We start from the raw sequence: 20424 nt of genomic DNA, 5'->3' as shown, positions 1-20424 counted from the left end.
CGCGTACACCGCCACACTCCCGATCCCGGCATCCCGACAAGCACGGGCAACACGGACAGCGATTTCGCCACGGTTGGCGATGAGCACCTTGCGCATGGGTCTCCGATTCCCTTTCCCCACCGGTCGCGTCACCCGGGCCGGGTGCGTCGACCGCGCTGACGTCGCGGCCAGCGTCGTCACCTTCGTCAACGGCCGGGCGTCGCCCGGCGTGCCGTGCGGGGCGGGCCGGTTGCCCGCCACGTACGGCCGTGCTCGCGATGCCTCGGGTAAGACGCCGCTCATGAGGTCCACGCCCCGGGCGCCCGGTACCCCAGGGCGCCGGGCCGGCCGGGGCCGGGGTGGTCCCAGCTCACCCGGGGGCGGCCGGGGCCGCGCCCGGGACGGTGCCGCGCGCTCTGCGCCAGGGCGGCGAACACCGCGGCCAGCGCGGCGACCTCCGCCGCGCCGGGCGCGCCGCGCACCACCCGCAGCGACGCGTCGGGGGCGCCCGTCGGGCCGGCGGCGGGGGCCGTGGACCGCTCGTGGACGGCGCTCGGCGCGCCGCCAGGCCGTGGCGCGCCCATCACACCGGGGGGTTTCCGTGCTTGCGCGCGGGCAGGGCCGCGTGCTTCGTGCGGAGCATGGCCAGCGAGCTGATCAGCGCGGAGCGGGTCTCGCGCGGGTCGATGACGTCGTCCACCAGGCCGCGTTCGGCGGCGTAGTAGGGGTGCATCAGCTCGCTCTGGTACTCCTTGATCTTCTGCTGGCGCACCGCGTCCGGGTCGTCGGCGGCGGCGATCTCGCGGCGGAAGATGACGTTGGCCGCGCCCTCGGCGCCCATCACGGCGATCTCGTTGCTGGGCCAGGCCAGCGAGACGTCCACGCCGATCGAGCGGGAGTCCATGACGATGTAGGCGCCGCCGTACGCCTTGCGCAGGATGACCTGGACGCGGGGCACGGTGGCGTTGCAGTACGCGTACAGCAGCTTGGCGCCGTGGCGGATGATGCCGCCGTGTTCCTGGTCGACGCCGGGCAGGAAGCCGGGTACGTCCACGAGGCTGACCAGCGGGATGTTGAACGCGTCGCAGGTCTGCACGAAGCGGGCGGCCTTCTCGCTGGCGTGGATGTCCAGGACGCCGGCCAGCGAGGCGGGCTGGTTGGCGACGATGCCCACCACATGGCCGTCCAGGCGGGCCAGGGCGCAGATGATGTTGGTCGCCCAGGTGGCCTGGACCTCGAAGAAGTCGTGGTCGTCGACGATCTCCTCGATGACCGCGCGCATGTCGTACGAGCGGTTGGGGTCGCCGGGCACCAGGTCCAGCAGCGCGTCCACGCTGCGGTCGGCCGGGTCCTCGGTCTCCTCGACGGGCGCGGTCTCGCGGTTGTTCTGGGGCAGCAGGGAGAGCAGGTAGCGGACCTCCTCCAGGCAGCTCTCCTCGTCGTCGTAGGCGAAGGCGGCCACCCCGGAGACGGAGGCGTGCACGTCGGCGCCGCCCAGGCCGTTCTGGCTGATCTCCTCGCCGGTGACGGCGCGCACCACGTCGGGGCCGGTGATGAACATCTGCGAGGACTCGCGGACCATGAACACGAAGTCGGTCAGGGCCGGCGAGTACGCGGCGCCGCCGGCGCACGGGCCGAGCATCACGGAGATCTGCGGGATGACGCCGGAGCAGCGGGTGTTGCGCTGGAAGATGCCGCCGTAGCCGGCCAGCGCGGTGACGCCCTCCTGGATGCGGGCGCCGGCGCCGTCGTTGAGCGAGACCAGCGGGGCGCCGGCGGACTCGGCCAGGTCCATCAGCTTGTGGATCTTCTGCGCGTGGGCCTCGCCGAGGGCCCCGCCGAAGACGCGGAAGTCGTGGGCGTAGACGAAGACCGTGCGGCCGTGGACGGTGCCCCAGCCGGTGATGACGCCGTCGGTGTGCGGCTTCTTCTTCTCCAGGCCGAAGCCGGTGGCGCGGTGGCGGCGCAGCGTCTCGATCTCGTGGAAGGAGCCCTCGTCGAGAAGCAGGTCGATGCGCTCGCGGGCGGTGAGCTTGTTCTTGGCGTGCTGGCGCTCGGTGGCGGCCGGGTCGCCCGCGTGGATGCCTTCCTTCAACTCCCTCAGTTTCAGGAGCTGTTCGGACAGGCCGCCGGTGCTCGGGTCCTCGGGCAGGTCGTCGGTGGTGATCCGCCGATCGTCGGTGATGCTCATGCGCGTCCCCCTGGGCTTGCTGGTGGTCAGGCCGCTACGGCGGCGGTGGGTGCGAGGGCGTCGAGGGTCTTGGCCATGCGGCGCTCGTCGTGGGTGGTGTACGACGTCAGCTCGGGCACGATGCGCCGGCTGAGGCCGCTGAGTACCTTGCCGGGGCCGACCTCGACGAACCGGGTGACGCCGGAGGCGGCCATCAGGCGTACCGAGCCGGTCCACCGCACCCGGCCGGCGAGTTGGCGGCGCAGCGTGTCGGTGATGTCGCGGGCGCTGGTGGCGTAGTCGGCGGTGACGCCGGAGACCACCGGGGTGCGCGGCTCGCGGAAGGTGACCCGGTCGAGTGCGGCGGCGAACTCCTCCTCGATGTCGCGCATCAGCGCGCAGTGGAAGGGCGCGCCGACGGGCAGGGCGATGGCCTTGACGGCGCCGGCGCGCTGGGCGGCCTCGCGGACCTTCTCGATGGCGCCGGCCTCGCCGGAGACCACGGACTGGCCGGGCTCGTTGTCGTTGGCGACCTCGGCGACCTGGCCGGTCTCGGCGGCCACGGTGGCGCAGATCTCCTCGACGGTGGCCAGGTCCAGGCCGAGCACGGCGGCCATGGCGCCGGGCACCCGCTCGTTGACGCCGGCCATCAACTGGCCGCGCCGGCGCACCAGGCGCAGCGCGTCGCGCCAGTCCAGGACGCCGGCGGCGACCAGGGCGGTGTACTCGCCCAGGCTGTGCCCGGCGACGACGTCGGGGTGTACGCCCCGGTCGCCGAGCACGTCGAGGGTGACCAGGCTGGTGAGGAAGACGGCGGGCTGGGTGACGGCCGTGTCCCGCAGCGTCTCCTCGGGCCCCTCCCAGCACAGTCTGGACAGCGGGAAGCCGAGGATGTCGTCGGCCTCGCGGTAGTAGGTGTCCGCCAGGTCGGGGCGCGCGGCGAGGAGGTCCAGGCCCATGCCGACCTTCTGCGAGCCCTGCCCGGGGAAGAGGAACGCGGTCCTGCCGCGCTCGTCGCCCGCGTCGGCGGCGGTCGCGCCGGGAGCGTCGGCGGCGTCGGTCGCCTCGCCGGTCGCGGCGGCCGGCGCGGGCCGGGTGTCGGGGTGCGTCATGGCGTTCTCCCTCACGCGCTCGGCAGCTTGCTGAGGCGCATCGTGTCGTCGGGGCGGTGCCGGGGCGGGGTGGGGGGCGCGGCGGCGGGCTTGGCGTCGCGAACGAACAGGACCACCACGACGGCGCCGACCAGGGTGATGGCGGCGGCGTACCAGGCGCCGTTCTCCATGCCCTCGGTGACGGCCTTCTGCTTGAGGGCCGCGGCGGCCTCGGCGGTGGCCCGGCCGGTGCGCTGGAGGTCGGCCATCTCGTCGGTGGCCGCGTCGGTGCGGTTGCTCATGAGCGCGCCCATGATGGCGATGCCGACCGCGTTGCCGACCTGGCGGATCATCGTGCCGGCGCTGGCGGCGACGCCGACCTGGTCCTGCGGGGCGGCGGAGATGGTGAGTTCGGAGGCGACGGGCATGGCGACGCCCATGGCCAGGCCGGTCAGCAGCATGCCGGGCAGCAGCAGGGTCCAGGAGCCCGCGTCGCCCTTGGGGTCGGCCAGCGTGTACAGCGCGATGCCGACGGCCATCAGCGTCATCGCGAAGACCAGCGCCTTGCGTACGCCGGCCTTGGCGACGATCCGGCCGCCGACGGGGGCGCCGATCATCAGCATCAGCGTCATGGGCAGCAGCCGGATGCCGGTCTCCTGGGCGCTGAGGCCCAGACCGGTCTGGAGGTAGATCGACAGGTAGAAGATCAGCGAGAACATGCCGGCGCCGAGCAGCAGCGAGACGGCGATGCTGCCGCCGAAGGAGGGCCGGCGGAACCAGCTCAGGTCCATGATCGGGGCCCGCGAGCGGGACTCCACGCCCAGGAAGCCGACCAGCAGCACGAGTCCGCCACCCAGCAGGGCCAGCACCCGGGGGGAGGTCCAGCCCCAGGAGTTGCCGTTGATCAGGGCCAGGTTGACGCACAGCAGCGAGGCGCTGAGGGTGACCAGGCCGGGCAGGTCGATGGAGTTGCCGCTGGTGGCGCGGCGCTGGTCGGCGCCCATGCCGGTCAGGGCGGCGAAGATGACGACGGCACCGATGGGCACGTTGATCAGGAAGATCCACTCCCAGCCGGCGTGGTCGACCAGCAGACCGCCGATCAGCGGGCCGAGCGCGGTGGCCAGACCACCGACGGCACCCCACATCATGATGCCCTTGGCGCGCGCCTTGCCCTCGAAGGAGGAGTAGACGATGGCCAGGGTCAGCGGCATGACGACGGCGCCGCCCACGCCCTGCACCACGCGTCCCACGTGCAGGGTGGTGATGTGTTCGGCGCCCAGCAGGGTGATCTGCCCGGCGGCGGCGCACAGCACCGAGCCGGCCAGGAAGACCACCACGCCGATGACGTAGATGACCCGCTGTCCGTACAGGTCGCCCAGGCGGCCGGCGGTGACGATGAGGACGGCCAGCGCGAGCATGTACGCGTTGGCCACCCACTCCAGGTCGTCGAAGGTGGCGTCCAGGTCGTCGCCGATGGTGGGCATGGCCACGGTGACGACGGTGACGTCGAGCAGCGCGATGAACAGGCCGAGGAGCGCGGCCAGCAGGGTGAGGCCGGGCTTGTTGCGCGGTGGCAACGCCCGTAGGTGCAAGGTGTTTCCCGACATGAGGTGTCCTGGTGCCCTTCGTCTCGGTGTCAGCCCGCCCGCTGGCGGTCCACGAACGCGATGATCAGATCGGCCACTTCCTGTGCCTGCTCGACGTGGCAGAAGTGGCTGAAGCGGGGGTCCATGTACAGCTCGGCGCTGGGCATGTCCGCCCGGAGCGCATCGGCACGATCGCCCAGCAGCCCCGGGTCGTTGGGGCTGCCGATCACCAGCGTGGGAACCGATACGTGGGACAGCGCGAGCGAGGACGCCGCGCTGTACTGGTCGAAGAGGGCCAGGAACGCCTGGGGGCCCATCTTCTCCAACATCTTGCGCACCATGGTGTTGAAGATGTCGGGGTCCATCGTGTGGGCCCGGGGCCCGAGCCGGGTCTGGAGCCCGGCGGTCATCACGGCGGCGAACTGCTGCCGGAAGCCGTCGAAGATCGCCCAGTCCACGGGTTGGGTGGGCGACCAGTAGAAGGGGGACAGCAGCACCAGCGCGTCCAGCTTCGGGTTGGCGCCCGAGGCCAGCCACTGGAGCACGGAGTTGGCGCCCATGGAGTGCGCGACGAGCACCGAGACCGGCTCGGGCATCATCTGCAGGCCGCCCTCGATCCACTGGCCGCTGGTGGCGCGGGCCCGCCACCGGTAGGTGCCGCCCGCACGCCAGGGCATGTCGAGCGGGAAGCTGCGGAAGCGGCCGGACAGGAGCTGGCTGAGCTTGGTGTAGCTGCTCCAGTCGTCCTCCAGGCCGTGCACGAGCGCGGCGGCCGGCAGCTCGGCGAAGCGGTGGACGGCCAACTCCTCGCCGTACAACAGCGACGCCTTGACCGGGGCGGGTCCGGACTCGCCGCTCATGCCAGGCTCCGGGGCGGGTCGATCCGCAGCAGGGTGAGGTTGCCGCGCGGGCCGAGCGCGCCGACCACGGCGGGTTCGCGTACGCCGCGCACCAGGTGTTGGGCCAGGCCGAGCACGGGGGTCGCGCTGGCCTGCGGGGCGCCGGTGGAGACGGTCACGTCCGTGGCCGCGTCGCGTCCCGCCGCCCAGTCCCGGGCCGCTCGCGCGACGTGCTCGCCGCCGGTGGCGGGCAGGGTCAGGTGCAGGCGCGACCGGCCGGGCGGGGCGCTCAGCGCGTCCAGCGCGGCGGTCACCACCCGCCGGGCGGCGGCGGGGTCGGCGGGCACGGTACGCCGCGTGCCGCCGGCGAGCAGTCCGTGGACGGTGGCCCCGCGCCGGGCCGCGTGCTCGGGGCGCTCCAGGTGGAGCAGGCAGGCGCCGGCCGCGTCCACGTGGGACCCGGTGACGGTGCGCGCCCCGGCCGGCGGCCGGCCCTCGACGGCGCCGACCAGTACGGCGTCGGCCCGGTCCGCGGCCATCGCGTGGGCGCCGACCAGCACCGACTCAAGCCCGGCGGTCAGCAGGTTGACCAGCGTGATGTTGAAGGCGCGCAGGCCGTGCGCGATGCCGAGGCGGCCGGCGGGGACGTTGACGGAGAAGTTGGGGCACTCGACGGGGCTGATGCCGGCGATGCCCTCGTCGAGCAGCGCCCGGTCGATGCGGTCCACGACGGCGTCGACGGCGAAGTTGGTGCCCAGCGCCACGCCGACGCGCTCGGGCACGCGCTCTGCGCCCGGCGCGGCGTTCGGGACGGCACCGGGTGTGGCGCCCGGTCGGGTGTCCGGGTCGCCGTCGGCGGGGGCCGGCGCGGCGGCGTCGGCGAAGGCCAGGTGGGCGGCGGCGAGCGCCGCGCGGGTGGCCTCCGGCAGGAACCGCCAGCCGCGCCGGCCGAGGAAGTCGGCGGGTGAGAAGTTGTCCAGCTCGGCGACGTCCAGGGGCCGTTCGTACCCGGCCGGGTGGGCGCGCCACAGGTCGGCGGCCCCGGCCAACTCCCGGGCCCCGATGGCGGGGCGGCTGATGGCGCCGACGCCGGTGACGGCGACCGGTGCGGTGCTGGTCACGTTCACGCCGCTCCCTCCCGTGGGGGCACGGGGCGCGCGCCGCCGGCTCGCCCGTGGGTGTCGGTGGTGGCCGCGGCGGGGTCCGTCGCGGCGGGGCCCGGGGCCGCGAGGGCCACGGAGATGTTGTTGCCGCCAAAGGCGTACGCGTTGACCAGGACCGCGCTGCCGGCGCTGGCCCGCGGTGCGTCGCGGACCACGCGCAGGTCGCAGGCGGGGTCGAGCCGGCGCAGCGTGCCCACCGGCGGGACGAGGCCGTCCCGTAGCACCAGGGCCGCGGTCAGGCAGGCGAACGCGCCGGCCGCGCCGCCGCTGTGGCCCAGGGACGCCTTGATGGCCGTCACCGGGACCTCGGGCGTGCGCGGGCCGAGCAGGGTGGCCGTGGTGCGGCTCTCGATCGCGTCGTTGGCCGGCGTTCCGGTGCCGTGGCACAGCACCGCGCCGACCTCCTGGCGGTCCAGCCCGGAGCGGTGCAGCGCCTCGCGCACGGCGCGCAGCGCCTGGGTGCCCTCCGGGTCGGGCGCCGTCTCGTGGAAGGCGTCGCAGCTCCACCCGGAGTCGAGGACCCGGGCGTAGGGTTCGGCGCCCCGGGCGCGGGCGCGGGTGGCCGACTCCAGGACGAGGAAGGCGGCGCCCTCCCCGTAGACGGTGCCGGCGCGGTCCGCGTCGAAGGGGCGGCAGGGGCCGGGTTCGGCGGCGCCCAGGCGCAGGAACGCGCCGACCGCCGGTCGGGAGACGGCCTCGGTGCCGCCGACCAGGACCACCTCGGCCTCGCCGGAGCGGATCATCTCGGCGCCCATGGCCACCACGTAGGCGCCGGCGGCGCACGCGGTGGAGACGGTCAGCCCGGGGCCGTGCAGCGCCAGGCGCTCGGCGAGCAGGCTCGCGGTGTCGTACGGGTACCACTGGAGGCCGGTGAGTTCGCGCCGGCCCTCGCGCTCGGCCTCGCGCAGGTCGCTGTCGCCGTTGCCGGTGCCCACGCACACGCCGACGCCGTCGAGCACCTCGGGGCCGGCCCCGTCCAGGCCGGCGTCGCGCAGCGCGTCGGCGGCGGCGGCCAGCGCGAAGGTCGAGGCCCGGCCGGGCGCGCCGCCGGGGTGCGGCGCGGCGGGCGGGGTGTCGGTGACCGGGTAGGTGTGGGTGCCGTCGACGGCGGTGCCGGGCGCCGCGAGCGGACGGACCGGCACCTCGCCGCGCAGCAGCCGGTCCCAGTACTCCCGGGGGTGGTTGCCGAGCGGGGAGACGACCCCGAGGCCGGTGATGACGACGTCGGTGGCCATCAGGAAGCCCAGGTCAGTTCGTCGGAGGGGCGCATGACGGCGATGGCGTAGGCCACCGAGGCGACCAGCTCGCCCTCGACGTGGCTCTCACCGCTCATGATCACGTTGTCGCCGACGAACTGGTCGATGCGCACCTCGTGGCGCAGCGTGTCGCCGGGGAAGACGGGGCGGTGGAACTCCATGCCACGGGCGGCGGCCAGGATCAGGCCGCCGTTGCGCTCGCGCTCCTGGGACCGCACGTGCCGCATCCACAGCAGCGCGCCGCCCTGGCCCCAGGACTCCATGAGGAGCGCGGGCGGGTAGGCGAAGGCGCGGGTGGGTGCGCCGGGGGCGATGCCCGCGTAGCACGGTTCGCTGCCGGTCACGGTCTTCGCGGTGGTGATCCGGTCCGGCGGTGCGATGTCGAGCACCTTGTCCACGAGCAGGATCGGGTGGGCGTGCGGAATCAGGTCGCGCAGCTCGGCGTAGTCGATCATGAAGTCCCCGTACGTTGTGGCCTGGCGGCCGGTGGGCCGGCGAAGGCCGGTCAGGCGGTGCCCGAGCCGGTCGGTTCCTCGGTGGGAAGCACGCGGAACGCCATCTTGACGAGCGCCGCCTTGGCCTCCCCGTTGGCGCAGTGCGCGACGACGCGCACGATGTCGCCGTCGACCGCCTGGCACTCGCAGCGCACCTGGAGGGTGTCGCCGGGGCGCAGGGCGGTGGTGAACCGCACCGAGGTGATCTCGGCCGGCTCGACGAAGGTCTCCGCTCCGCGCTGGGCGCGCACCAGGAGCAGCACCGCGTCGAAGACGGACTCGATGACGAAGGCGCCCGGGTAGACGGTGAACTCCGGGTAGTGGCCCTCAAGGTAGGGGTCGTCGGCGCGGACGGTCTTACGGACCACGACCTCGGTGGCGGAGACCAGGGCGACCTCGTCCACCGGGTCGACGGGCGCGGCCCGCAGCTTGCCGGTGACCGGTGTGAACACCGGCCCGGCCAGGGCGGCGGACGCGCCGCCCTGGGCCTGCCCGGCCACGGCCGGCTGGGCGGTGGTCACAGCGAGACCCCGCCGTCGACCTCGATGACCTCGCCGGTGATGTACTTCGCGCGGTCGGAGACCAGGAAGGACACCAGGTAGGCGACCTCGTCGGCGCCGCCGTAGCGCTTCATCGGGATGGACTTGAGGGCCTGGGCACGGATCTTCTCCGGCAGCGCCTCGGTCATGTCGGTCTCGATGAAGCCGGGCGCGACCACGTTGACCCGGATGCCGTAGCCGGCGACCTCCTTGGCCAGCGAGGCGCTCATGCCCTGGATGCCGGCCTTGGAGGCGGAGTAGTTGGACTGGGTGGCGTGGCCGTAAACGCCGGAGATGGAGGACATGTTGACGATCACGCCCTCCTTGCGCTTCATGAAGTCGAAGACGACCGAGCGGCAGAAGTGGAACGTGCCGTTGAGGTTGGTGTCGATGACGGCCTGCCAGTCCTCGTGCGGCATCAGGACCATCGGGTTGTCCTTGACGATGCCGGCCGAGTTGACGAGAACGGTGACCGGGCCGAGCGCCGCCTTGGCGTCCTTGACGAACGCCTGCACCGCGTCGTAGTCGGCCACGTCGCAGGGCGCGTGGTAGACCTGCGCGCCCTGCTCGCGGATGAGCTTCTCGGTCTCGGCCGCCGCGTCGTTGCCGCCGCGGTAGCAGAACGCGACGTCGTAGCCGTCGGTCGCCAACTGCACGGCGCAGGCGCGGCCGATGCCGCGCGAGCCGCCGGTGACGATCGCCATGGGGCGCTGGGTGTCGGTCTCGGTCACTGTTCTCGTCCTCTCGTCCGTGCGGTGGGGGCGCCGCGGCGTCAGCCGCAGCCGCCCGCGGTGTCGTGGTCCATGGAGCCGTGCCGCTGGATCAGGTCAGCGGGGATGTCGGCCAGCGGGTCCGGGCCCCACTCGGCGTCCACCAGCGGGTAGGTGTCGCTCTGCGTCTCGGTGGCTACTGCGGTCATCGTTCAGCTCTCCTTCACGCGGCCTTGCTCGCGGCGGTGGCCAACGCCTCTTCCAGCGTGGTCACGAAGTCGTCCAGCCGGTCCAGGCCCCAGAAGCGGTGCCGGCCGACCTTGAAGTAGGGGACGCCGAAGACGTCGTCCTCGTACACGCGCATCAGGGCCTGCACACCCGCCTCCCGGATGTGCGCCTCCTCGGGCGCGTTCACCAGGGCCTCGGCGTCCAGCCCGGCGTCCACGCACACCCGGCGCAGCGTGTCGCGGTCGCAGATGTCCTCGCCGCGCTCCCAGCGGGCGGCCATCACGGCCGTGTAGTACGCGCCGTGCACGCCCAGTTCCTTGGCCTTGATCCAGGCCAGGTGGGGCAGCTCCCACCACTCGTCGCCCTTGTCGATCGGCCACTTCATCGGGTAGCCGTACTTCTGCGACAGGCGCTTGGTGTCGTTGAGGATGTACAGGTGCTTGGCCTTGCTCATGGCCACGTAGTGGAACTCGCCGCCCTGCTCCTCCAGCGCCTTGCTGCTGGTGGCGTCGGGCTCGAAGAACGGGATGTACTCGATGAGGTCCTGGGCGCCGGGGACGCGCTCTTCGAGCTGACGCACGGCCATCCAGCTGAAGGGCGAGCGCAGCGAGAAGTACAGGCGGGGCGGCTTCCTCACGCGGCACCCCCGAGCAGCGTCGCCTGGGTGGCCTCGTCCAGCACGGCGACCGTGCCGGCCTGCTCGCCCCGGCTGATGGCGTACCCGTGCATGATCGTGCCGGTCGCGGCGCGCTCCAGGGTGTCGCCCCGGCGCACGTAGCAGTCCATGCGCGCGGTGTACATGGTGTCCTTGAGGATGTCCTCGACCTTGAAGACGGTGTGCACCGTCTCCTCCATGTAGATGTCCGAGAGGAGCTGCACGCGGGCCCGGGAGACCACCGGAATCCAGCCGCGCTCGTCCAGCAGCGTGCCGACGGCCAGGCCGCGGTCGGCCAGGAAGCGGTCCACGACCTCCTCCATGGTCCGGATGTACGCGGAGTGCTGGAGGCGGTCGGAGAAGTGGCAGTAGTAGTACGGCGCGCGCCAGTCCCACAGGTAGGCGCCCGAGCCCTCGGGGGCCAGCACGTCGGCGACGGTGGCGCCGGCGGGGACCTCCAGGGTGGCCCTGGCCGAGTTGGCCAGCGCGGAGACGTCGGGGACGACGTAGGGCTCCAGGATGGCGGGCACCGGCTCGGAGCCCGAGCCGTCCTTGACGGCGACCAGCGCGACCTGGACCTTGCCCTTGAGGACGGTCACGGTCTCGCCCGCGCGCTCCACGGTCAGACTCACGTTGAACGGCGCGCCCTGACCCGGCTTCGGCTTGCCGGAGACGACGGTGGCGTACACCCGCTCCTCGGCCTCCAGGGCCACCGGCAGCTGCACGGAGGAGTCGACGACCTCCAGGCCCAGGCCGTAGCGGTGGTAGATGTCGCGGGCGCCGACGCCACGGTCGCGGAAGTACTGCAACACCCCTTCCTCGACCAGGTACATGAAGTGCTTGAACCCGATCCAGGTGCGGATGTTGGCACCCTCGTAGCGGGGCTGGCCGACATAGCTGGTCGGCTGCCCGTCGAGCAGTTCAGTCACGGTTGTTCCTCCTTCGGGTGAGTCGGCGGCGGACCGGGGGTCGCGGAGGAAGTCGGCGACCTCCGCGCTCATCTCCGCCGCCCGGTCGATGTGGCAGAAGTGGCCGTAGCCGGGTCGGCTGCGCAGCGTGGCGGCGGGCACGGCGTCGGCCAGGGCCCGCGCGCGCATCGGCGTCAGGCCCTCGTCGCCCGGCCCGACGTAGATCAACGTCGGCACCGTGACGCGGGACAGGTCGAGGTCGCCGGAGTCGCGGAACGCCTCGTAGAAGACGGGGAACGCGCCGGCCACGGCCCGGTCCAGCAGCTTGGCCTCCATCAGGGCCAGCACCTCGCGGTCCATCCGGGCGCCGCGCGGGCCCAGCGAGACGCGCAGCCCCTCCACCAGCACGCGGCGCAGCGCGGCCACCGAACGCAGCCGCAACTGGTCGTTCAGGGGAAAGCCGGCGGGCCGGTAGAACGGCGCGACCAGCACCACCGCCTCCAGGTCCGGCTCCTGGCCCCCCTCGGCGAGGTGGGCCAGGACGGCGTTGGCGCCGAAGGAGTGCCCGAGCAGGACCCGGGGGCGCTCGGGCACCAGGGCCAGGGCGCGCCGCAGCCAGTCCCGGGGGCTGCCGTCGGCGGTCCACGCGTAGTCGGTACCGCCGGACCAGGGCAGGTGCAGCGAGTACGGGGTGTGGCCGGGCAGCGCGTCGAGCACGCCGCGCCAGTTCTTCCAGCCGTCCTCCATGCCGTGCGCGGCGACGACCGGTGGTCCCGACCCGGGGCCCCGCCACACCTGCACGGGTCCCTGGGACGCGACCTGTGTCCAGCCGTCCCGCGCGGTCATGCCGCCGCCCCCGTCTCCCGCTGGGCCGCGCCGGCCCGGGAGAGGTCCACGCTGCGCCACGCGTCGTCCGCGTCGCCGCAGCCCACGGTCAGGGCGGACGGGCCGGTGTGGCCGTCGTCGGCCAGCGTGGCGGCCGCCGCGGCCAGGTGCACCACGCCCCGCGCGCCGTAGAGCTCGCCCACCGACGGCTGCCACAGGGCGTCCGGCTCGGTGGACTCGTGGTGGACGGGGCCGAGGGTCAGGCCGGTGTCGGTGGGCCAGGCGCCGGGCCGGCCGAGCAGCACGCAGCCGGCGCCGGCGACCAGTTCACCGGGCGCGCCGGGGCGCAGCGCGGCCAGCGCGCGGGCCACCGGGTCGGCGGGCTCGACACCGACGACGACGGCGCGTTCGGCGCGGCCGGCGAGCAGCAGCAGCCGGGCCAGCCGCACGGCGTCCAGGCCGGCGCTCGCGCCGGAGCACACGGCCAGGTTGGGGCCGGTGAAGCCGTAGCGGATGGCGATGGAGGACGCGATGACGTTGCTGGACGCGTTGGGCGCGTCCAGCACGCTGACGGCGCCGCCGCCGCGCTCGCGCATGTCGTCCAGGACCGTGCAGACGGTCTCGACGTTGCCGAGGTTGGAGGCGACGACGACGGCGGTGCCCGGCGCGTACGGCAGCGGCTCGGCCAGCTTGCCCGAGGGCAGGCCCAGCGCGCGGTGCACGGCGCACAGCGCCAGCCGGGTGGCGGGCTCCTTGCCGAGCAGGCCCTTGCGGCCCAGGACGTCCTTGGCGTCCTCGGGCGCGCAGGCCGCCGTCTCGGGCGAGCCGGGCAGCTCGGCCAGGGACAGGCCCGGCACGTGTACGGCCCAGCCGGCGACGGCCAGCGGCTGGTCGGCCCGCCGGGTGGCCGGCGCCTGCGGGCGGGTCGCGGTGCGGGTCTCAGGCATCGACGGCCTCCACGATGGTGACGGCGTTGACGCCGCCGAACCCGAACGCGTTGACCTGCGCCAGGCGCGGCCGGGCGGCCAGCGGCCGGTCGACGACCAGCGCCAGCTTCTCGGCCTCGGGGATCGCGGCGCGCAGCCCGGTGACGGGCGGTACGGTGCCCTCGCGCATGGCGCGGCAGGCGACGAGCAGGCTCATCAGGGCCGCGCCGCCGGAGGTGTGGCCGATGGCGCCCTTGATGGCGGTGACGGCCGGCGCGTCGGCCGGCGCCACGTCGCCGAAGAGTTCGACGAGCGCGCTGGCCTCGGTCGGGTCGTTGAGCGCGGTCGAGGTGCCGTGCGCCACGACCAGGTCCACCTCGGCGGGCGTGATCCCGGCGCGCTGGTGCGCCTCGCGCATGGTGGCCAGCACGCCGCCCGGGTCGGGCGCCGTCTCGTGGTGGGCGTCGCAGCCGATGCCGACCCCGCGTACGAGGCCGAACGCCGGCTTGTCGGAGGGGAGTTCGAGGACGACGGCCACGGCGCCCTCGCCGAGCAGCACCCCGTCCCGGTCGGTGTCGAAGGGGCGCACCGTCTCGGCGGTCACCGTGCCCACCCGGCCGATCATGGTGAGCATCGACTCGGTGAGGGTGTCGCAGCCGGCGGCCACGACGGCGTCGGCCTCGTCGAGTTCGAGCAGGTCGGCGGCGAGCGCCAGGGCGTAGCCGGAGGCGGCGCACGCGTTGGCGAGCGTGTGTACCTCGGTGACGCCCGGCGCCACCGACCGCACGGCCTCGTCGAAGTGGAGCTGGGCCAGGCGCAGCGCGGCGCTGTCGCCGTGCCACTCCTCGACGGCGCGCAGCTCGCGCAGCCCGGTGCCGACGATGACGGCGACCCGGCTGGTACCCGGGTCCACGCCGGCCTCGGCCAGCGCGCCGGCGACGGCCTGGGCGAGCCAGCGGCCGGCCAGCCGCACGTCCTCGCCGACGCCGAAGGCGGTCCCGGCGCTGGTGTCGGTCGGGGTGCCGGCGGTGGCGGTGGCCACGGCCGCGCGGTAGGCGCGTTCGGTGGCGTCGTCGATGCCGTACCCGTGGGTGACGTTCAGCTTGGCGGGGTCGCCCAGGCGCAGCGGGGAGGCCCCGCCGCGCCCGGCGACCAGCGCGTCGAACGTGGCGTCGAGATCGCCGTGGCAGCTCACCATGGAGCTACCCGTGATCGCCACCGACACGAGCCCACCCCCTGACGACGGCCGCACCGGCCGCGCCCTCCGCCGAGCGCGTGGTGATCAGCGAGAGTTCGCCGTCGCGCGCGGGCTCGGCCCGGTGTCGGGCGAGCAGCGCGGCGAGCTGGAAGGCGCCGGAGGCGCTGAACGCCTCGCCGGTGGCCTCCTTGACCCGCAGCCGCGCGACGTCCTCGCCGACGATCGCGCCGATGGCGCGCTCCTCGGCCTCGTCCAGGACCGTCATCCCGTTGGCGGCGGTGGCCACCGTCGTGATGTCGGCCGCGGTGACGCCGGCCCGCTCCAGGGCGCGGCTGATGCACAGTCCGAGCCCACGGCTGAACTCGCCGTCGGGGCCCGGCGGGTCGAAGACGCCGACCTCGACGGAGAGGACCTCGGCGTCGGGGGTGCGGCCGGCGGCGCGCACCGCCTCCGCGTTCTCGACGACGAAGACGGCCGCGCCCTCACCGGGTGCCGTGTCACCGCCGTAGACGGACTGCGCGTAGTGCACGGCCCACGACTCCTGTGGGCTGAACTCCTCGACCGCGCCGGCCAACAGGGCGTCCGCGTAACCGCAGTTGATGAGGTTGCGGGTGTAGCGCAGCACGTTCAGCATGGCCATCGGGCCGCCGGCGATGGTGGCGTTGGGGCCCTGGAGGCCGAACTTGATGCCCGACTGGCCGGCCGCGCAGTTCATCACCGCGTTCGGGAACAGCAGCGGGTTGACCAGGTAGGGCCGGTCCTGGACGAACGTGTCCTTGCTGTAGTCGCTGGTCGACTTGGCGCTGCCGGCGGTGGTGCCCAGCGTGATGCCGATACGGGCCCGGTTGTCGTCGTCGACCTCCAGGTCGCTGTCGGCCAGCGCCTCCTTGCAGGCGACCATGCCCAGCGAGGTGGAGCGGTCGAAGAACGAGGTGCCCTTGCGGCCGAGGTGGTCGCGGACCTTGAAGTCCACGAGCGCGTGGGCCTCGGGGCGCGGCAGCTCCTCCTCGAACATCTCGCCGACGTCCACCGGGCCGGTGGGCGCGGCGAGCGCGGCGGCCAGCGCCTCGGGGCCGATGCCGGCGCCGGAGAGGACACCGAAGCCGGTGATGGCCAGCGCGGTGGAGGTGGTGCCGGGCGTGGCGGGTGCCGACGCGGGTGCGGTGACGGTGCTCACGCGGGCCTCCCGAGCATCACGATGGCGTTGTTCCCACCGAACGCGAAGCCGTTGACCTGGGCGATCCGCACGTCCGCGGCGCGTGCCTTGTTCGGCACGGGGTCGATCTTGGGCATGTCCGGGTCCGGGGTGTTGAAGTTGATGGTGGGCGGCAGGAACGAGCCCGCGATGCCGAGCACCGACGCGATGGCCCCCAGGCCCGAGGCGGCGCCCATGGTGTGGCCGAGCATCGACTTGGTGGAGCTGATCGGCGGCGGGTTCTCCCCGAAGACGTCCACGACGGCGCTGGCCTCGACGAAGTCGTTGGCCGGCGTTCCGGTGCCGTGGGCGCAGATGTAGTCCACCTCTTCGGCCTTGACACCCGCGTTGGCGTGCGCGATGCGCATGCACTCGGCGATGCTGTCCCGGTTCGGGGCGACCATGTGGTTGGCGTCGCAGTTGAGCCCGTAGCCGAGGACCTCGGCATGGATGCGCGCGCCGCGCGCCTGGGCCGACTCCAGCGACTCCAGGAACATCGCCGCGCCGCCCTCGCCGGTGATGATGCCGGCGCGGTCCTTGTCGAAGGGCGAGCACGCCTTCTCGGTGAGCGCGCCCAGCCGGTAGAACCCGGCGTGCGACCAGCGGCCGACCGAGTCCGCGCCACCGGCGATCATGTAGTCCGCCTCACCGGTGCGGATCAGGTCGTACGCGTAGCCCAGCGCGTAGTTGCTGGCCGAGCAGGCGGTGGACAGCGTCACGGCGTCGCCGGTCAGGCGCAGTTCGCGGTTGACGGCCTGGGAGAGGCGGGCGCTGGAGACCTGGCGGACCAGGCCCGCGTCCAGGCCGCCCATGCCGGCCGTGAGCGAGTCCTCGGTGAGCTTCTCCAGCACCTGCGACTCGCCGCCGGTGGTGCCCATGCTCGATCCGGCGCGGGAGGCGGCCAGTTCGTCTTCGTCGATCCCGGCGTCCGCGACCGCGAGGCGGGCCGCGGACGCCGCGAAGAGGCTGGTACGGCCCCACTCGTCGACAGACAGCCGCCGGACCATGTCCTCTGGCCGGAAGGCGTGGACTTCGCCGGCCATGATGTAGGGGAATCCGGTGGGGTCGAAGCAGGCGATCGGCGAGACGCCGTTGACGCCCTCGCGCAGCCCCTCGCCGTAGGCGGACGCCCCGATCCCGATGCTCGACACGGGCCCCAGGCCGGTGATGACTACCCGTCGGAGTGACATGAGGCTCAGCCCTGCCAACCAGCGTGCTCGGCGAGCACGTTGTAGACCTCGGTGAGGTTGATCATCTTGGGGAGCTCCGACTGCGGGATCTCCACCTTGTACTTCTTCTCCAGGCGGGCGAGGATCTCGATCGCGCGCAGCGAGTCGGCCTCGTGCTCCTCGATGAAGTGGCTGGTCTCCGAGATCTCCTCGGGCTCAAGCTCCAGCACCTCCGCGACGATCTCGCGGATCTCGTCGAGCTGCTCCTGCTTGGTGGCAGTCGTCATTTAAGGGCACCTTTCTCAGGTTTCTCCGGGGAATTCGGAACTGCCATCCGGCCCGTTCCGACACTTCGATATTAGGCAGCGCGGGACCGCCCGAGCCACCATCGATGGGTGTTCACAGATAGCCCAACAGCGCTTTTTCGGCGGCCCAGTTCGAGCCCACTGTGTGCCACACCACAAAGGTCGTTCGATAATTAATAACCCGTTACCCGCGAATAACGAGACCGCGATATCTGTTGCCGTTCGGTGACATCTTTCCGAGCGGTATCCGAATACCGGGTGGGCGGTGCGGACCGGTGACGGCGCACGGTGTCGCCTCCGGTACGCGGCGTGGTGGGGCGGGTGGGCCGTAGGGGCCTTACGGGGCCACGGGGGCCAAGGCGCGCGGGGGGTGTCGGCGGGCTGTCACCCGGGTCGCCCGGCCCACCACGCACCGGCGCCGGCCCCGACCGGTGCCCGCGAGGTGAGGCGCGGATTTCCGGTGGGGCCGGCGCGGGGAGCGGCGTCGGGGCCGGCGCGGGAAGCGTCCGCCGGTGGTGCCGGGTGGTGACGCGGGGGCCGAAACGGGCCGAGGGGGCGTCAGCTCACGGGCTGGGCCGGGGCGTCGGCGACGGGTTCGGCGCCCTCCTCGCGCGGCGGGGCCAGTACCGAACTGGGTCGCATCGCGGTCATCACGGAGTCCACCCGCAGCACCTCGGTCCCGTCCAGGGTGCTGGTGCCGCCCTCGAAGAACCACGTACCGGCGAAGGCGCGACTGATGCGCACCTCGTGGCGCAGTACGTCACCGGGCAGCGCCCGGCCCACGATCTCGATGCCGCTCATCCCGCCGAACAGCGCGACCTGGCCGTCACTCGCGTCCGGGTCCTGGTCCCAGGCGGCGAGCAGCGCGGCGCTCTGGCACCAGGACTCGATGAGCAGCGCCACCGGGTAGGCGTAGCCGGCGTCCGCCGTGTCGTCGGGCAGCTCCCGGTACCAGGGCTCGTTGACCGAGACGGCCTTGCGGGTGACGATCCGCTCGCCGGGGGTCACCTCGTCGACCCGGTCCACCAGCAGGATCGGGAAGCGGTGCGGGATCAGGTCTTTGAGTCGGCGCGGGCCGATGGGCCCGAACTCGGTGTCGGTCACACGAACCACACTCCGTCGTACGTCTCCCGGCGCGTGGCCGGCTCTGGGTGGTGCGGCGCTGCGCGCCGTCGGTCAGGTGGTCGGGCCGCGCGGGCGCGGGCCGCCGGGTCTGGGTCAGGCCGCGTCGCGGTAGCGCAGGCGCAGTGTGGACGCCTTGTCCCGGTCGGTGCGGCAGCGCACCCGTACGTCGCGCTCGCCGTCCTCGCCGAGCGTGATCGCGCACTCCACCGTCAGGACGTCGCCCGGGTAGACGGGCGCGGCGAAGCGTACGGAACGCACCTCGGCGAGCGCCGTGCGCGCGCCGTCCGTGCGCTGGGCGTGCAGTCGCACCGCGTGGTCGACGGCGTCCAGGGTGAACACCCCGGGCAGCAACGGGAAGTGCGGATAGTGCCCCGCGAAGACGGGCGCACCCGGGTCGACGGTGATTCGGACGTGAATAGCGCCCGCGTCGAGGCTGACCACCTCGGCGCCGGGCAACAGGACTACCGCGCTCATTTTCAGTTCGCCAGCTTCCGCACGATCAGGTCATGGACATCGGGTCGCCGATCGGCGCCCTTTTCGCTTTCCGCACCCGCGCGTGCGCGCGTGCGGGGTCGAATGTGCGTGTCGAATGTGTCGAGTGTGTCGCCGGCATTCCGGCGAAACGCGGTCCAACGGCGGGGCGCTTTCCCCATTTCGCGCCCCCGCGCGTACGCGACGTACCCCCGTGTTCCTCCCCCGCGCGCCACGGCCCCCGGAGCCGCGCCACGTGCTTCCTCCCCCGCGCCTCCTCCCCGAAGGCGTCCCGGGTCGCCGGCACCGGTCTCGCGCCGACCTCCCGTGGTGAACGCTACGCGAGGCGTCCGCCGTGCCCGGCGGCCCACCCCCATGGGCCGCCGGGCACGGCGAGTTCAGAGCGCGAGCGCGCCGCGCAGCACGGCGCCGTCCGGGCCGGCCGCCGCCTTGACCCGCAGCAGCCGCGTGGCGTCGTCGTAGACCATGCGGACGCCCAGCGCGCGGAACGCCTCCAGGCGTACGTGCCCCTCGGTCGCGCGCGGGGCCGGCAGGCGCCACTGGGGCGCGGCGGCCGAGCGCAGCCAGGAGGTGAGCGGGCCGAGCACGCTCTGCTCGCGCAGGTAGACGTTGCGCGGGTGCTCGATCTGGTTGGCCGTGGCGTACTCGGCCGGGAAGCGGCAGCGGTAGTAGGGCTCCGCGTTGTTCCAGGTGCCCTGCATCAGCCGGTTGCAGCGCGCGCAGCGGACCATGCCGCGCAGCGCGTACGCGCGGGCGGCGGTGGCCGGCGCGGCCCGCTCGGGTCGGGTGCGGCGGGCCTCGAAGCGCTCCCGCACCCGGTCGAAGACCTCGCTCGACAGCACCGGTGTGCACAGCGCGGCGCCCTGGTCGTGGCCGTTCGCCGACGGGTGGCCGGCGTAGCGGGGGTTGACCAGGATCGCGCGGACCGCGCTCTTGGACCAGGCGGCGCCCTCGCCGGTGCGCGGGCCGTGCGAACCGGGGCTGGGCACCTCGTCGGCGGTCAGCCCCTCGGCGATGACCTGCAGGCCCCGGTCGTCCAGGTACTCGTCGAAGATGCGGCGTACGACGGGCGCGGTGCGCTCGTCGGGCACCAGTCGCAGCCCGGTCCCCTCCGGGCCGGCGACGGCGCGGTAGCCGTACGGCGGGCGGCCCCAGATGCGCGGCTTGCCGCCACGCCCGCCCGTGTCCTTGGCGTGCGCGCGCCCGGACGTGTCCTTGGTGTGGGTGCCGACGGCGCCGAGTGTGGGCCGTGGGGCGGGTATTCGGTCATGGACCGGCGACGACAGATGCATGAAACTCCCCCGTAGTCATGTGCGTCGTGTGATCGTGCGGAGCGCGGCGGCGCGCCCCGCTCGGACAGTGGCGTGAACGGTGACTCGTGGCGTGCCGCGCCCGCCCGCCCCCCGCGGGCCGCGTCGTCGCGACACGACGGCCGGGTGGGTGGTGGGCGGTACGGGCTCGATGGGCCTGACCAGGGCCCTCAGCGGGGTGGACCGGCCTTCCGGAGAGGCCAGGTCGACGTCTCTCCCGCGATGACTCTCACGCTAGGTCGACCACCAGGCGGGGCACAA

At 73.5% G+C, this 20424-nt stretch carries 22 protein-coding genes; all 22 read right to left on the bottom strand.

Annotation, left to right across the window (positions count from 1 at the left end; all coding sequences use genetic code 11):
- Nucleotides 1-96 (bottom strand): biotin carboxylase N-terminal domain-containing protein (locus ACFVFR_RS25855; RefSeq protein ID WP_281179312.1); only part of this gene is annotated, 96 nt, incomplete at its 3' end.
- A 182-nt stretch (nucleotides 97-278) separates the two neighbouring features.
- On the bottom strand, nucleotides 279-563 hold the full coding sequence (locus tag ACFVFR_RS25850) for an acyl-CoA carboxylase epsilon subunit (RefSeq protein WP_383705819.1): 285 nt from the start codon (nucleotides 561-563) through the stop codon (nucleotides 279-281).
- Nucleotides 563-2170: an acyl-CoA carboxylase subunit beta gene (locus ACFVFR_RS25845; RefSeq protein ID WP_383705817.1), complete on the bottom strand. Its 1608-nt coding sequence runs from the start codon at nucleotides 2168-2170 to the stop codon at nucleotides 563-565. Before ACFVFR_RS25845 ends, ACFVFR_RS25850 begins: the two co-directional genes overlap by 1 nt.
- A 26-nt stretch (nucleotides 2171-2196) precedes the next feature.
- Entirely contained in the window at nucleotides 2197-3261 is a 1065-nt protein-coding gene (fabD, locus tag ACFVFR_RS25840) for an ACP S-malonyltransferase (RefSeq protein ID WP_383705815.1), read from the bottom strand.
- 11 nt (nucleotides 3262-3272) lie between these two features.
- The gene (locus ACFVFR_RS25835; RefSeq protein WP_383705813.1) at nucleotides 3273-4847 is read right to left on the bottom strand and encodes an MFS transporter; all 1575 of its coding nucleotides are present in this window, start codon (nucleotides 4845-4847) and stop codon (nucleotides 3273-3275) included.
- Between the two features lie 29 nt (nucleotides 4848-4876).
- Nucleotides 4877-5686: an alpha/beta fold hydrolase gene (locus ACFVFR_RS25830; RefSeq protein WP_383705811.1), complete on the bottom strand. Its 810-nt coding sequence runs from the start codon at nucleotides 5684-5686 to the stop codon at nucleotides 4877-4879.
- Nucleotides 5683-6786: a hypothetical protein gene (locus ACFVFR_RS25825; RefSeq protein ID WP_383705809.1), complete on the bottom strand. Its 1104-nt coding sequence runs from the start codon at nucleotides 6784-6786 to the stop codon at nucleotides 5683-5685. Before ACFVFR_RS25825 ends, ACFVFR_RS25830 begins: the two co-directional genes overlap by 4 nt.
- A gap of 2 nt (nucleotides 6787-6788) precedes the next feature.
- Nucleotides 6789-8063 (bottom strand): beta-ketoacyl-[acyl-carrier-protein] synthase family protein, encoded by a 1275-nt coding sequence (locus ACFVFR_RS25820; RefSeq protein WP_383705807.1) that lies wholly within the window; start codon nucleotides 8061-8063, stop codon nucleotides 6789-6791.
- The gene (locus ACFVFR_RS25815; protein WP_383705805.1) at nucleotides 8063-8539 is read right to left on the bottom strand and encodes a 3-hydroxyacyl-ACP dehydratase FabZ family protein; all 477 of its coding nucleotides are present in this window, start codon (nucleotides 8537-8539) and stop codon (nucleotides 8063-8065) included. Before ACFVFR_RS25815 ends, ACFVFR_RS25820 begins: the two co-directional genes overlap by 1 nt.
- A 50-nt stretch (nucleotides 8540-8589) precedes the next feature.
- A complete protein-coding gene (locus ACFVFR_RS25810) occupies nucleotides 8590-9099 on the bottom strand; it encodes a 3-hydroxyacyl-ACP dehydratase FabZ family protein (RefSeq protein WP_383705803.1) in 510 nt (169 codons plus the stop codon).
- Nucleotides 9096-9848 carry a 3-oxoacyl-[acyl-carrier-protein] reductase gene (gene fabG, locus ACFVFR_RS25805; protein WP_383705801.1) on the bottom strand — a complete coding sequence of 251 codons (753 nt, stop codon included), beginning with the start codon at nucleotides 9846-9848 and terminating at the stop codon, nucleotides 9096-9098. Before fabG ends, ACFVFR_RS25810 begins: the two co-directional genes overlap by 4 nt.
- A gap of 41 nt (nucleotides 9849-9889) precedes the next feature.
- Complete coding sequence (locus ACFVFR_RS25800) at nucleotides 9890-10036, bottom strand: hypothetical protein (RefSeq protein WP_383705799.1); 147 nt, start codon at nucleotides 10034-10036, stop codon at nucleotides 9890-9892.
- Nucleotides 10037-10050: 14 nt separating this feature from the next.
- On the bottom strand, nucleotides 10051-10692 hold the full coding sequence (locus tag ACFVFR_RS25795) for a 2-hydroxychromene-2-carboxylate isomerase (protein WP_383705797.1): 642 nt from the start codon (nucleotides 10690-10692) through the stop codon (nucleotides 10051-10053).
- The gene (locus tag ACFVFR_RS25790) at nucleotides 10689-12464 is read right to left on the bottom strand and encodes an alpha/beta fold hydrolase (protein ID WP_383705795.1); all 1776 of its coding nucleotides are present in this window, start codon (nucleotides 12462-12464) and stop codon (nucleotides 10689-10691) included. The genes ACFVFR_RS25795 and ACFVFR_RS25790 overlap by 4 nt, the downstream gene beginning before the upstream one ends.
- A complete protein-coding gene (locus tag ACFVFR_RS25785) occupies nucleotides 12461-13390 on the bottom strand; it encodes a beta-ketoacyl synthase N-terminal-like domain-containing protein (RefSeq protein WP_383705793.1) in 930 nt (309 codons plus the stop codon). The genes ACFVFR_RS25790 and ACFVFR_RS25785 overlap by 4 nt, the downstream gene beginning before the upstream one ends.
- Nucleotides 13383-14588, bottom strand: coding sequence for a beta-ketoacyl synthase N-terminal-like domain-containing protein (locus ACFVFR_RS25780; RefSeq protein WP_383705791.1), 1206 nt, complete (start codon nucleotides 14586-14588; stop codon nucleotides 13383-13385). Before ACFVFR_RS25780 ends, ACFVFR_RS25785 begins: the two co-directional genes overlap by 8 nt.
- Nucleotides 14572-15744: a beta-ketoacyl synthase N-terminal-like domain-containing protein gene (locus ACFVFR_RS25775; protein WP_383705789.1), complete on the bottom strand. Its 1173-nt coding sequence runs from the start codon at nucleotides 15742-15744 to the stop codon at nucleotides 14572-14574. The genes ACFVFR_RS25780 and ACFVFR_RS25775 overlap by 17 nt, the downstream gene beginning before the upstream one ends.
- Complete coding sequence (locus tag ACFVFR_RS25770) at nucleotides 15741-16952, bottom strand: beta-ketoacyl-[acyl-carrier-protein] synthase family protein (RefSeq protein WP_383705787.1); 1212 nt, start codon at nucleotides 16950-16952, stop codon at nucleotides 15741-15743. Before ACFVFR_RS25770 ends, ACFVFR_RS25775 begins: the two co-directional genes overlap by 4 nt.
- 5 nt (nucleotides 16953-16957) lie before the next feature.
- Nucleotides 16958-17218, bottom strand: a complete 261-nt coding sequence (locus tag ACFVFR_RS25765; RefSeq protein ID WP_383705785.1) for an acyl carrier protein — start codon at nucleotides 17216-17218, stop codon at nucleotides 16958-16960.
- A gap of 576 nt (nucleotides 17219-17794) precedes the next feature.
- On the bottom strand, nucleotides 17795-18340 hold the full coding sequence (locus tag ACFVFR_RS25760; RefSeq protein ID WP_383705783.1) for a 3-hydroxyacyl-ACP dehydratase FabZ family protein: 546 nt from the start codon (nucleotides 18338-18340) through the stop codon (nucleotides 17795-17797).
- Between the two features lie 114 nt (nucleotides 18341-18454).
- Nucleotides 18455-18835 carry a 3-hydroxyacyl-ACP dehydratase FabZ family protein gene (locus tag ACFVFR_RS25755; RefSeq protein ID WP_383705781.1) on the bottom strand — a complete coding sequence of 127 codons (381 nt, stop codon included), beginning with the start codon at nucleotides 18833-18835 and terminating at the stop codon, nucleotides 18455-18457.
- A 395-nt stretch (nucleotides 18836-19230) separates the two neighbouring features.
- Nucleotides 19231-20145, bottom strand: coding sequence for a recombinase family protein (locus tag ACFVFR_RS25750; RefSeq protein WP_383705779.1), 915 nt, complete (start codon nucleotides 20143-20145; stop codon nucleotides 19231-19233).
- Nucleotides 20146-20424: the final 279 nt, after the last annotated feature.

It is taken from the genome of Streptomyces sp. NPDC057702, assembly GCF_042799315.1.
Taxonomy (GTDB): Bacteria; Actinomycetota; Actinomycetes; order Streptomycetales; family Streptomycetaceae; genus Streptomyces.
Note: the sequence above shows the minus strand (reverse complement) of the source record. Positions and strands in the feature narration are given on the sequence as shown.